We start from the raw sequence: 12,376 nt of genomic DNA, 5'->3' as shown, positions 1-12,376 counted from the left end.
GTATTCCGAATCAACACCCGCCCAAGGAAGGTATTAAATTACTTGAGTCCGCTAGAATTTCTGGCGGGCAAGCGTGTGTCACTTATAGTGGCAATCTAGGAGATATCGATTAAGGGTATGGTGTATAAAAAGTATAAACCCAGTCTTCGCCAACCAAATATATATCTAGCAAAAAGTCCCAAGAATAGAACCACCCAAAAAGCAATTTCACAACCCAAAATAAGTATCAATAGAGTACTATCTAGCATGCACTTGTACCCAGTAAATGACTACCTACTCTCTCGACATGGCATAGCCAGAAAATATCATTGGCTGTGTTTATAGACAGGCCCAAAATTCAGGCCTGTCCCATGCAAGGAGGTGTGATATCAGGCGATCTGTGTTTCTCCCGGGGCCCTAGACTTGGTATTTGCACCAGTCTTCTCTGGCACCGGCAGAGCAACGGGCATCTGCTGTGCCTGACCGGTGGCCATGACCACGGTGCTACCATGGCGGGCGGCGGTCACCAGGGCATCGTTATCGGCGATGGCACTCATAAATCGCAGGGCCTCATCAGCGCTCGTACCGGCTTTGGTCAACACTTTAATGGCCTCAGCGGCACTCTCGGCGTATACACGTCGCGCCTCACCCATTTTCTCCATACGAATCTTAACCGACTCACCATCTGCCTTGGCCTTGCCCACTTCACGCTCACGGATTGCCTCGGCCTCATAAGTAGCCGCCTGCTTCTCCCTCTGCATTTCCATTACCTTATTGGCTTGGATCTCAACAGATTTGGGTAGGCGTGGCTCATCTGACAGCACATCGACAATCTCAACACCAAAGTCGTGGAAAAAGTGACGTAGCCGCTCCTTGGCCTTATCAGCAATCTGCTCTTTCTTGTTATATACATCTTCAAGCTCGATACCATTAGCGACGGGGATAGCCGCATCGGTAGCAAAGGACTTCAGCTGCGCCTGATAGTTCTCCAGATCATAAAGCGCCTTGTACGCAAGTTTCACATCAGACGAAACTTGGTGCTGTACCTTAAGGATCAGGCCGAAGGTAACATGGTTACTTGTCTTCAGACTAAGCTCTACAGGTGTCTCATGCAAGGCCGTAGAGGCTTTTTTGTCTACCCAGGAAAGATAGGGAATAATCAAGTTAAAACCGGGGGTGGCAGTTTTCCAGTATTTGCCTAGAAATAGTACAAAGTGGTACTGCTTGGGCTCTACAATCACAATGGCCTTGGCCAACAAAAAGACTAGAGACAGGCCAAGTGCAATAGGCCAGAAGGGAAAAATGTTAAAAATCTGATCAGGCACGTTTTAAAATCCTAAGTATGAAGTTCTCAGTTCGCCAATAATACAGGTTTTGATATTAAAAAAGCAGTGTATAAGTGCTTGTCCGGAAAATTCAGCGCAGTGAAACCAATTGATTATTCCACTTGTTCATTCGTACATTCATTCACTCTTCTCGCTAAGTGCAGCATATATCTATCCATACTATTCTTAACCTTTGATTCTCCTTGGCAAATACGCAGCTCCAACACGACCTTCTCTCCTATAAGTAGTCGCCTATAAATAATTGATAAAACAAGCTAAGTATAAGCAGTGAAATTGTGATTATAGCTTTTATCACTGAATTACCAATAAATAACTGGTACAAGAGTAGATAAGTGGCGCTGTGTGAGCACAAGTAAATACTGTTTTTATGGAAATCCGCTACTTTTTCTACAATCTTTGAGTATCACAACTCTCCTTAATAGATAAAGTATAATTATATCGATTCAGGCCCCAAGAAAATTAATAAGATTGCAGAAATTAATAAGATCTAAGAATAGTGAACCACCCCTACCCCCCAAAAATAGCTTAAACTTCCAGTTACTTAGTGCCATTTTGAAACTCCAGCTGTAATTGGGCACTCGAAATTTTAGCCGCAAAATAAATTACGCTAAAAGCTTTAACTTATGTTCCACAAAATTAATATCGTAAAGATTTTAGAAAAATTAATTAAGAGTATAAGCATCGCGCCCCAAGTACTCTTCAGCGAAACAGAATGGAAAATTATTGGTAACTATAGAATAGCTTGCAATGGAGATCCAACTAATACTAACTCTAGCTTCCTGAGATAGTACTACTGGGTCAGAAGGAAAGAATACACTGCACCCGAGACGCGCTGTAAATACATCCCTGTAAACTCGTAATCGGCATCCATGCCTCATACGGTCCCGAGCGCTGTGTATTCTTTCCTTCCCCTTTTTAGTATGAGTAAGGCTGGTTGATTTAATCGACTATCGCAGCATCCTTACTTGCCTCTTCCCTCCCATGTACAATCCGATATAACAACGGCAATACAAACAGGGTTAGGAGCGTAGAGGAAATAATGCCCCCAATCACCACCGTAGCCAGCGGTCTTTGAACCTCTGCTCCGGTACCCACATTCAAAGCCATGGGCACAAAACCTAGGCTTGCAACTAATGCAGTCATTAATACCGGGCGCAGGCGAATCATGGCGCCATCGATTATGGAGGCAAACAGCTCACCACCCCGCATACGCAGTTGGCGGATAAAGGAGAGCATTACCAAACCATTTAGTACCGCCACACCAGAAAGGGCGATAAAGCCTACTCCCGCGGAAATTGATAGCGGCATACCCCGCAGCCACAGGGCCAAGACACCCCCAGTTAGTGCCAGGGGAACGCCAGTGAAGATGATCAGGGCATCCTTGAATGAGCCGAAAGCCATTACCAAAAGACCCAGGATTACCAGTAGTGTTAGTGGGACCACAATAGAAAGGCGGGTACTGGCGGATTCCAGTTGTTCAAAAGTACCACCATAAACCAACCAGTAGCCCGCCGGCAGGGAGACTTGCTGGTCGATTCGCGCCCTTGCCTCTTCTACGAAAGATCCCAGATCGCGATCGCGCACATTGGCTGTTACCACAACACGACGCTTGCCATTTTCACGGCTGATCTGGTTGGGGGCCGGGGCCAATTCCAGGCTGGCGACTTCAGATAGGGGCACATAGCTACCCAGTGGGCTGCCAGCAGGTAACGGTACAGGCAAATCACCCAGATTTTCGTAATCCCTGCGCAGCTCTTCTGGTAGGCGTACTACCAACTGGAAACGGCGGTCACCTTCGTAAATCAATCCAGCCTCTTCACCCCCAATTGCGGTGGATATCAGATCCTGTAGAGTTTGCAGGTCTATACCGTAACGGGCGAGAGCGATGCGCCTGGGCACTACAGAAAGTACCGGCAGGCCTTCCACCTGCTCTACTCGTGCATCGGCAGCACCTTCGATCCCATTCAGCACGCCAAGAATTTCATTTGAAGAAGCCACCAGCTGATCCAGGTCATCGCCGAATACCTTGATACCCAGGTCAGCACGCACCCCGGAAATCAGCTCGTTAAAGCGCATCTGGATTGGCTGGGTAAACTCATAGTTGTTACCTGGCAATTGGCGCACAGCCTCTTCGATTTCTGCCACCAATTGTTCCTGGGGCAGTTTCGGGTTGGGCCATTGCTCCCTGGGTTTCAGGATCACAAAGTTATCGGCCACATTGGGCGGCATTGGGTCTGTTGCCACTTCTGGTGTACCAATCTTTGCGAATACCTTATCTACTTGGGGAAACTCCTTGATTCGCTGCTCCAACAAACGCTGCATTTCCACCGATTGCTCCAGGCCAGTACCGGGAATCCGCAATGCGTGCAGTGCGATATCACCTTCATTGAGCTGGGGAATAAATTCCGAGCCCAAAGTGGTGGCAAGCCAGCTACAGAACAGTACCAGCGCCAGTGCACCGGAAAGCACCAACCAGCGCACTTTCATTGCCGCAATTAACATTGGCTTGTACAGAGATTTGGTAGCAACGATTACCTTATTCTCTTTCTCACTGATTTTGCCAGTAAGGAAAACCGCAACCGCTGCGGGCACTACTGTAAGTGAAAGCACCAGTGCAGCCAGCAAAGCCATCACTACAGTGGCGGCCATGGGGTGGAACATCTTGCCTTCCACACCGGTAAGCGTGAACAGTGGGATATATACCACGGTAATAATCAGCACACCGAACAAGCTTGGGCGAATCACTTCGTTGGTAGCTTGGAAGACCAGCTCTAAACGTTCTTGCAGCGGCAACTTACCGCCCTTGCGCTGCTGAGCTTCGGCGAGTCTACGAATGGCATTCTCCACAATAATCACCGCCCCATCGACAATCAGGCCGAAGTCGAGAGCACCGAGACTCATCAGGTTAGCGGAAACACCGGTTTGCACCATACCGAAAATGGTGGCGAGCATAGAGAGCGGAATTACCGCTGCAGTAATAAAGGCAGCGCGAATATTCCCTAGCAACAGGAACAGCACCACAATTACCAACAGCGCACCTTCGACAAGGTTTTTCTGCACCGTGGCGATAGCTTTATCTACCAGGGTAGTGCGATCGTAAACCGCTTCCACCTTGATACCTTCGGGTACAGTGGATTTTACCTGCTCTAAAGCTTCCGCCACATTGCCGGCTACCTCGCGGGAGTTCTCCCCCACCAGCATCATGGCGGTGCCAAGCACCGTTTCTACGCCATCGCGAGTGGCAGCACCAGTGCGCAGTTCTTTACCAATAGCCACCTCCGCCACGTCCGAAATTTTGACTGGCACTCCAGCACGGCTGGCAATCACCACTTCTTCGATTTCAAAGATATTTTGCAGCTGGCCCGGTGAGCGCACCAAGAGTTGGCGACCATTATTCTCCAGATAGCCGGCACCGCGACTTTCGTTGTTGCGGAGTAGGGCTTCGGCAATATCTTCCATGGATACACCGAAGTTGAGCATCTGCCGGGGATCGGGAGTAACGTGATACTGCTTGTTGTAGCCACCAATGGTGTTCAGCTCAGTAACACCTGGTACCAGGGACAGTTGCGGCTTAATAATCCAGTCCTGGATTTCTCGCAATGCGGTGGCATCATAGGGCTGTCCGTTTGGCTGGGTGGCGCCGGGCAATGCCTCCACGGTGTACATAAATATCTCACCGAGCCCGGTGGCAATCGGTCCCATTTCAGGCTCGAGTTCCGGGGGGAGACTACTCTTTATGGCACTGAGACGGCTATTAATTAAGTTACGAGCAAAATAGAGATCTGTGCCCTCTTTAAAAACCACCGTGACTTGGGATAGCCCGTAGCGGGAAATCGAACGGGTATATTCCAGGTTGGGAAGGCCAACAAGTGCCGCTTCTACCGGATAGGTAATCCGCTGTTCAGCCTCCAGGGGCGAATAACCGGGAGCCTCAGTATTAATCTGCACCTGAACATTGGTGATATCGGGGACCGCGTCGATCGGTAGTTTCTGGTAACTCCAAACCCCCAGCCCCATTAGTACAAAGATCAGGGACAAAACGAAGTAGCGCCGCTCAATTGAGAAGCGCAGGATGCTTTCAATCATCTTCTGGCCTCAATTAGTGGTTATGCGCAGCGCCGGATTTTTCTATATCCGCTTTAATCAGGTAGCTGTTCTCAGTGACATAGCGATCACCCACATTGAGGCCACTCAGCACTTCGGTAACAGTGCCATCGCTTCGCCCCAATTTCAGCGGCCGAATTTCGTAGGTTTCTCCCACGTTGATAAACACCACCGTCCAATTGCGAAAAGGCTGCAGTGCACGGTTTTCTACCACTAACGAAACCGGCTTTTCGCTGGTCACCACCTGGCCCTGGACCATTAAGTCGGTAGCCCAAAGGTCGTTAGGGTTATCGATCATCGCTCTTGCAATCGCAAACGGCTGACCGTTGCCGCCGGGGGCGAGGCTGGTAATAGTTGAGTCGAAGGTTTGATCCCCAGCAATAATGGAAACCTTCTGACCACGGTTGATCTGGCCACGACGGGTAGGAAATACCTGTAGCTCGGCCCACAATTGGTTGTAGTTGGCAATTGTAAACAGCACTCGTTCGCCACTGAATTCACCGCGACTGGCCTGTTTATCGATAATCTGGCCACTAATAGGCGCAACTAGCGGATAAGTTTGCAAGCTGTCATTGGATTCGATGGTAGCGAGTTTTTCCCCTTTCTCTACCAAGTCACCAAGCGCTTTTTCGATAGTGACTACAGTTCCCGGATAGCGCGCACGCACATGGCTGATACTGCGATGATCAATTGCAGTTTTGCCGTACAGGGTAACGCTTTCTTTAATAGTGCCGGGGCCAGCCACAGCGGTTTTAATACCGGCCTTTTCCGCCATTTTCTCAGAGATCTGGACGCGTCCTTCATGGGATTCATATTTCCATTCAGTGCGCTCCCCCTTGTGAAAAACAGAAACGATGACATCGAAGGAGTGCGGCTCCCCTACTACGCCTTCCCCCCGGTAATACCCGGTGCTGAATTCCCAGGTAAACGGAATTTGATCCACTTTACCACCGAGCCTTTCCAAGGCTAGGGAAAGGCGGGCATTTTCCAGGAGTTTATCATCGCGAGAAATCCAGGCACGGAATTCTGGCTGTACGCCGCTTTCATAAATAAGCAGCTCTACTGTGAGATCGCCCTTTTCCAACAGGCGGCCACCATTAGGTCCACGCGCCTCTTCATGTTCATCATGCCCGCCACGGCTATCACCATGGCCCCCGCTCGCGTAACTTTGCGATGCCAGCCAAACCCCGGAAAGAAGCAGGGAAATGGACAGTATCGCCAGCCGAATCGCTTTAGTTGATTTGTTCATATCTCAATCCAAAATTATTTACTGCTATCAACGCCCATGGGCCCCAAGGGTCTGGCGGTCAGCTGTTCAATCTCTGCACCGAAAAGAAGGACGGACCGCGCTGCTTCGATACGATTACGCTTTGCATCAAGTAGCTCCTCTCGGGCGACAATTAAGTCGACATAGGAACTCCGGCCGCTGCGATAAGCACGATCCACTTCCTTTAATACCTGGCGAAGTTTGGGAATGATGGAATTTTCCAAAGTGGACACAGTGCCGAGCGCCTGTTCGCGACTGGTCACTGCGAGGAAAAGTTGTGGGTATAGATGCAACAAGGCCGCTTCACGGCGCAGCATTACCTGATCGAGCTCAGCCATCGCAGTAGTGAGGGCTCCACGATTGCGCTTTGCGGTAAAGAGCGGCACCTCAAAACCGGCCAGAACAGTGTTCTCATCTACCGCCCTATTTTTAAGAAAGCCTGCATACCACCCCACATCAGGCTTGGAGTGGGTCTGGGTCAGGCGTAGCTGGGAGGACTGAAGACGCTCCTCGGAAGCGAAACGGGCGATAGCTGGGTTTTCCTGGGCACGCGCGTAAAGCTCCTCAAAACTGGCGCTGGGTTCAAAGCGATAGAGTTCGCTGGAATCCAGGTGATAATTTTCGCCCGGCTGACCCCACGATGCAGAAAGCGCATGCTTGTAGTAAATCAGCATGCTCTTATCCGTCTGCTCCCCGAGAATTGCTGTGGCTAGGGCAGCTTCTGCATGCAGGCGTTCTGATTCGGAACTCGCAGCAGCGCTCACCCGCGCACTGACAGCACTCAGAGATTCTTTCGCCAGAGAGACTTTCTCTTCGGCAAGCACCACCAGTTCTTGTGCGGCGAGTACTTGTACGTAGCGACGAATTACGTCGGCCAATAAATCGAGGGCTTTGGCCTGTTCATTGGCGATCAGCAGGTCACGCTGGGCATTAACCACATCTACCCTTGCTCGACGTTTATCTCCCAGCTCAATTACAGAGGATAAAGTAACCGCCAGCTCAAACTCGTTGTCAGCATCATCGTCAGGGTCGGGGGCAATGTTGGAGCCGCCTTCACCGAAGCGCCTATACTCCGTCTCAACCCCCAAGTTCAAAACTGGTCTTAACGCGGCGGTTTGTCCAATGCCATCCAGGCCTCGTCTCTGTAATGGGAATACCGCGAGTTCCGGATTTCGCGCAAGCGTCAGTTCGATCGCATCCGGCAGTGTTAACAGTTCCCCCTTCTGCGCAAACACAGTCTGCGCAGATGAACAAAAAATTGTCAGCGTCAGTAGCCAAGCGGCACGACGGCAAGTCACACTCGTAAGTAGTGTGCGATAAAAATCCATGGATATCTCCCAAATCACATCTCGATTGCGCGAGGGAGCCTAATGACTCTCCATAATCGCGCAGCATTAGAGTAATCAGGCTTGGGCTATGGGCGGACGGAGTAGAGGGGAAAAATAACCGCTGGGAACAGAACCATTGCCAAACTCCCGGTAGGTTATGCTACCGCGAAGAATAGGCTGGAATGATTGGCCCAACAGACCCGTCAGGGTACTGCCATGGCAGTGACAGCAGTGATTACAGAAGTCCAAAAGAGGCGCAGACTGACCGGAGTCATCCCCGCTCAGTGGATTCTGAAAAACTACATCGAACACGGAATTATCGGACGGGAGTTGCCCTGGGTGGTCTGCCTGGTCTACATGATGTAGCGACAAATGACTGGTGACATCCTGAACCTCTTCATGACTGTCATAGAAAGCACCTGCGGTCTGGAAGACCAGCAGTACAATCAGTAAAAGTGACAGTCGAACTACATTCATAGAGGCAACAGAACCACATTGGTTAGGCTGGACTCTAGCAAACAAGGCGTAACACCTCAAATTGATCCTTCTTTTTCAGCCCATTTTAGTCAATAACTGCCCACTCAATCACGCTATCTGCCTCCAAGCGATAAGGGACCAGCAAGTCAATTCGGGCGATAAAGCTCCTGGCACACCGATCCGTGCACATCCTCTACACTGATTTTGATGCCATGAGAATGACTAAGCATTGAGAGGTACCGGTAAATGCTCGCTCCTAAACCGTTAGGTGGCTTGGCTCGCGCACTTATCTTGGTGGTCGCGGTAATCGTACTCCCCACCACAATCGCCCAACCCTCTACTTCTCCCCTACCGGAAAGTACTGAAACCCAGAGCGAGCCCACCGAACCCAATGGCTCGCCCCCCAAACACTCTCCGCCACCAGGCCAACCTGATAATACCCAGACACCCACTGCACAAATGGAAAGTGCACAAAGCGCAGAAACTGAGCAGCCTGTAGACCCCAAAGCCATGGAAGCGCTCGACCGTATGGGGCGCTACCTGGCAAGCTTGAGAGTGCTGATGTTCAACGCCAGGATCTTTACCGAGGTGGTGCTGGAAAATACGCAGAAACTGCTTATTGGTGGCAAAGTCAATTATATGGCCGTACCCCCTAACCAACTTCGTGTCGACTTGACCACAGATTCAATCACACGCCAGTTTTTTCACAATAACGACAAGTTCACTATGCTGGCTCCCAGGGATGGCTATTTCGCAGAAATGCAGGCTTCCCAACCTACCGCTGAGGTTCTCTCACAAGCAGCCAAAGACTATGGTCTCGAGATTCCTTTTGCTGACTTGCTTGAGTGGGGCCGTAACAAGGATGTCTGGGCGGGGATTAAAGAGGCCTTCCTGGTCAATTCACCTAAGGTCGATGGGAAGCGTACCCAGCACTGGGCTTTTCGCTCCGATAACCTGGACTGGGAGGTCTGGATTGCTGTGGGCGAAAAGCCCCTACCCGTGCGCATCTCTACCGTCAATACAAAAGACCCTGCAAAACCCCGATTCCTGGCCACCCTGAAGTGGGTAGAGGGAGAACAAAGTGATGCCAGTCAGTTCAGGCCACCCACCTCAAAACTCAAGCAGATCAAGTTTAAAAAGGCGGAACCGACTAAGGAGAGAGCGCAATGATTGCCCGTTACCATCGAATGCCGAGGGCTGTAACCCGACTGGTAGCAACTCTTCTTATGTCCGGGGCCCTTCTAGGATCAATATTCAGCCCCCAAGTTGAAGCGCGAGGTCATTTTGGTGGGGGTGGTGCCCACTTTAATGTCGGGGAGCACTTTAATGCCTTTCGGCCCGTGCCCGGCGGCGGCTTTCACGGTGAATTCAGGGCTGGGGAGTTTGAGCGTAGATTTCCCAACCATCCTCCTTTTTACCCGGTCCGTCCTTTGCATCCGCGTCACCCACCCTACCCACCACCCTGGCGTCCTCGTCACTGGCCCTATCCCGGCCCGGCCTATTGGGGGGTAACAGCCGTGGGTGTGGGTGGCTGGCTATACACTCTGCCGCCCAGCTGTGTACGGGTCACCATTGGGAATGTGACCTATGAACGGTGTGGGACCTATTGGTATGAACCCCACTTTGTTGCGGGACATATTGCCTACCGGCATGTACCTCCACCCAGGCGACGCTAATTTGGAAACGGCCCCGCCAATCTTATTTGGTGGGGCTACTCTTCAGCCTTTTCCGGTCCACCCTCAGCATAAGACTTACTAATACGGCGGAGAATATTCATTTGCTTGCTGAAGTTTCTGCACGGAGCACACAATGCCAAATGCAGTTTCAGGCTGGCCTGCTCACGTAATGGCAGTTTACGCTCCTGAGATTCGGACATCAGCCGCGTGGCTTCCCGGCATGATTTCATTTGCTCAGTCCTCCACGCCAAACCAGTGATCTTCGAGGCACTCACGCAAGCGCAGGCGCGCGCGGTGCAGTGTGACATTCAAATTGCTCACTGAGACCTCTGCGGCAGCACAGATCTCGTGACTTTCCAATTCAATAAACTCCCGCATCATAAAAAGCTGCGCTTGGCGGGAAGGCAGGTAATTGAGGCAAGCCTCAAAGATTCGCCAGAAATGTTTATCGTGGATTGCTGACTCAGGATCTGCCCACTTCTTGGGGCGCTCATCCTTTTGCCAGTGGCCTGTTTGGTCAAACAGTTCATCGTGATCATGCTCCTCCCTATCGCCGTGGACCAAGTGGTCTGCATCCACAAAACGCTGGCGCTGACGCAGGATGTCGGCGATCTTGTTCTTCAAGATGGCAAAAACCCAAGTCTTAAGCGCGGAGCGGCCACTAAAACTTCGGGAGTTTTTCAATGCCCCCATCAGGGCCTCCTGCACGGCATCTTCGGCAAGCTGGGTATCTTGCAGTTGCAAGCTGGCAAAACGGAGCATCTGCTGGCGCAAATCCACAAGAAACTGTGAATTTTCCAGGGAGTCATGGGCTCTCGTTTCAGACGAGGCACTCGGGACAAGGTAATCGCTCAATTACGTTCCCTCATAATATCAACGCGGAAACTATGGATAGTAACCAAAAAACAGAGATTATCTAACAACCAGCTCCCACTGACACCAAAAGGCAACTTTAACCCTATCCCTACTACTAATATTTTGTCGTGCAAACACTGCACTTGTTACAACCTTAAAGCACAGGTAAAAAGGCATTCATAAAGGCGCGTTGGCGCCCGACAGGAAAACAACTCTGCGAAAGGTAAAAAAACCGATGCACGACATTGTACAGGACTACTACGGACGCCAACTGAAAAGCTCATCGGACCTAAAGACCGACGCTTGCTGTGACGCCAGCGCTATACCGAATTGGTTAAAGCCACTGCTGGCAAATATTCATCCGGAGGTTCTGTCGCGCTACTACGGCTGTGGACTTGTTTGCCCACCGCTACTCGAGGGGTGCCGGGTACTGGACCTGGGGTGTGGCTCTGGACGTGATGTCTATCTGTTATCCCAATTAGTGGGCGCTAGCGGGGAAGTGGTCGGCGTGGATATGACCGAAGAACAGCTACAGGTTGCCAACCAGCATTTGAACTATCACGTGGACAAGTTCGGTTTTAATAATGTGACTTTCCTGCATGGCTATATCGAGCAACTGGAGGAACTCAATCTGGAGCCTGGCAGCTTCGATGTGATCGTGTCGAACTGTGTTGTGAACCTATCAACAGACAAAGGTGCGGTGCTGCGCGGCCTCCATCGATTGTTGAAAGAGGGTGGAGAATTCTACTTCTCTGATGTATATGCAGACCGCCGTATTCCCGATGCCCTGCGCACAGACCCTGAATTGGTCGGCGAGTGCCTAGGTGGTGCGCTGTACTGGAATGACTTCCTGGCGCTGACTGAAAGCAGTGGATTTCGAGACAGCCGCCTGATGGAGAGTCGCCCCTTGGAAGTGACCAATCCCGCCCTATCTGCGCGCTCTGGTTCCGTTCGCTATTACTCCGCTACTTACCGTCTATTCAAATTAGCCCAGTTGGAGAAGGATTGTGAAGACTATGGGCAGGCGGTGGTCTATAAAGGCAGCATTCCTGGAAGCCCGCACGAATTTATCCTGGATGAGCGCCACATTATTGAGAAGGGACGGGTTTTCCCGGTGTGTGGCAATACCTGGAGGATGCTCTCCGAGACACGTATGGGACCACACTTTGATTTCATCGGAGACTTTTCCCAGCATTTCGGCCTGTTCCCGGGATGTGGCCGTGAAATACCCTTCCTTGATGGACAGCGACAAAGTGATGGAGCCAGTAAGCAGTGCTGCTGAGCAGCTCAGTAACTTGTTAAATTGAAAATAGCGGCGGTCTTCTCACTGCGACAGCAAGTGTG

General features: G+C 50.9%; 10 protein-coding genes. 3 read left to right on the top strand and 7 right to left on the bottom strand.

The features are described from left to right. Window positions 1-368 precede the first annotated feature (368 nt). The 5 genes from ACCI49_RS14610 to ACCI49_RS14590 all read right to left on the bottom strand — a co-directional run bounded on the left by ACCI49_RS14610 (window position 369) and on the right by ACCI49_RS14590 (window position 8,546). A complete protein-coding gene (locus ACCI49_RS14610) occupies window positions 369-1,304 on the bottom strand; it encodes an SPFH domain-containing protein (protein ID WP_371839774.1) in 936 nt (311 codons plus the stop codon). Between the two features lie 960 nt (window positions 1,305-2,264). Then, the gene (locus ACCI49_RS14605; RefSeq protein ID WP_371839773.1) at window positions 2,265-5,411 is read right to left on the bottom strand and encodes an efflux RND transporter permease subunit; all 3,147 of its coding nucleotides are present in this window, start codon (window positions 5,409-5,411) and stop codon (window positions 2,265-2,267) included. 13 nt (window positions 5,412-5,424) lie between these two features. Then, entirely contained in the window at window positions 5,425-6,678 is a 1,254-nt protein-coding gene (locus ACCI49_RS14600) for an efflux RND transporter periplasmic adaptor subunit (protein ID WP_371839772.1), read from the bottom strand. Window positions 6,679-6,692: 14 nt separating this feature from the next. Continuing rightward, window positions 6,693-8,024 carry a TolC family protein gene (locus ACCI49_RS14595; RefSeq protein WP_371839770.1) on the bottom strand — a complete coding sequence of 444 codons (1,332 nt, stop codon included), beginning with the start codon at window positions 8,022-8,024 and terminating at the stop codon, window positions 6,693-6,695. A gap of 75 nt (window positions 8,025-8,099) precedes the next feature. Continuing rightward, window positions 8,100-8,546: a hypothetical protein gene (locus ACCI49_RS14590; RefSeq protein WP_371839769.1), complete on the bottom strand. Its 447-nt coding sequence runs from the start codon at window positions 8,544-8,546 to the stop codon at window positions 8,100-8,102. Window positions 8,547-8,747: 201 nt separating this feature from the next. Here ACCI49_RS14590 and ACCI49_RS14585 point away from each other — a divergent pair, with 201 nt between their 5' ends. Together ACCI49_RS14585 and ACCI49_RS14580 are read left to right on the top strand one after the other, a co-directional pair. Further along, a complete protein-coding gene (locus tag ACCI49_RS14585; RefSeq protein ID WP_371839767.1) occupies window positions 8,748-9,671 on the top strand; it encodes a DUF2092 domain-containing protein in 924 nt (307 codons plus the stop codon). Beyond that, window positions 9,668-10,177: a hypothetical protein gene (locus ACCI49_RS14580; RefSeq protein ID WP_371839766.1), complete on the top strand. Its 510-nt coding sequence runs from the start codon at window positions 9,668-9,670 to the stop codon at window positions 10,175-10,177. Before ACCI49_RS14585 ends, ACCI49_RS14580 begins: the two co-directional genes overlap by 4 nt. A gap of 35 nt (window positions 10,178-10,212) precedes the next feature. Here ACCI49_RS14580 and ACCI49_RS14575 read toward each other — a convergent pair whose 3' ends face one another. Beyond that, window positions 10,213-10,407, bottom strand: a complete 195-nt coding sequence (locus ACCI49_RS14575) for a zf-HC2 domain-containing protein (protein WP_371839765.1) — start codon at window positions 10,405-10,407, stop codon at window positions 10,213-10,215. Window positions 10,408-10,411: 4 nt separating this feature from the next. Continuing rightward, window positions 10,412-11,032 carry an RNA polymerase factor sigma-70 gene (locus ACCI49_RS14570; protein ID WP_371839764.1) on the bottom strand — a complete coding sequence of 207 codons (621 nt, stop codon included), beginning with the start codon at window positions 11,030-11,032 and terminating at the stop codon, window positions 10,412-10,414. 235 nt (window positions 11,033-11,267) lie between these two features. Between ACCI49_RS14570 and ACCI49_RS14565 the strand changes: the two genes are divergently transcribed. Beyond that, a complete protein-coding gene (locus tag ACCI49_RS14565) occupies window positions 11,268-12,314 on the top strand; it encodes a methyltransferase domain-containing protein (protein WP_371839762.1) in 1,047 nt (348 codons plus the stop codon). Window positions 12,315-12,376: the final 62 nt, after the last annotated feature.

The sequence above is a fragment of the Microbulbifer epialgicus genome (genome assembly GCF_041447265.1).
In the GTDB taxonomy this organism is placed as follows: domain Bacteria; phylum Pseudomonadota; class Gammaproteobacteria; order Pseudomonadales; family Cellvibrionaceae; genus Microbulbifer; species Microbulbifer epialgicus.
The sequence above is the reverse complement of the archived record's forward strand: the minus strand, read 5'-3'. Positions and strand labels throughout refer to the sequence as shown.

Bases quoted from the DNA above. Each gene is read 5' to 3' on its own strand.
- ACCI49_RS14580 (WP_371839766.1), top strand. From the start codon at position 9,668: ATGATTGCCCGTTACCATCGAATGCCGAGGGCTGTAACCCGACTGGTA.
- ACCI49_RS14595 (WP_371839770.1), bottom strand. From the start codon at position 8,024: ATGGATTTTTATCGCACACTACTTACGAGTGTGACTTGCCGTCGTGCC.
- ACCI49_RS14585 (WP_371839767.1), top strand. From the start codon at position 8,748: ATGCTCGCTCCTAAACCGTTAGGTGGCTTGGCTCGCGCACTTATCTTG.
- ACCI49_RS14575 (WP_371839765.1), bottom strand. From the start codon at position 10,407: ATGAAATCATGCCGGGAAGCCACGCGGCTGATGTCCGAATCTCAGGAG.
- ACCI49_RS14565 (WP_371839762.1), top strand. From the start codon at position 11,268: ATGCACGACATTGTACAGGACTACTACGGACGCCAACTGAAAAGCTCA.
- ACCI49_RS14605 (WP_371839773.1), bottom strand. From the start codon at position 5,411: ATGATTGAAAGCATCCTGCGCTTCTCAATTGAGCGGCGCTACTTCGTT.
- ACCI49_RS14600 (WP_371839772.1), bottom strand. From the start codon at position 6,678: ATGAACAAATCAACTAAAGCGATTCGGCTGGCGATACTGTCCATTTCC.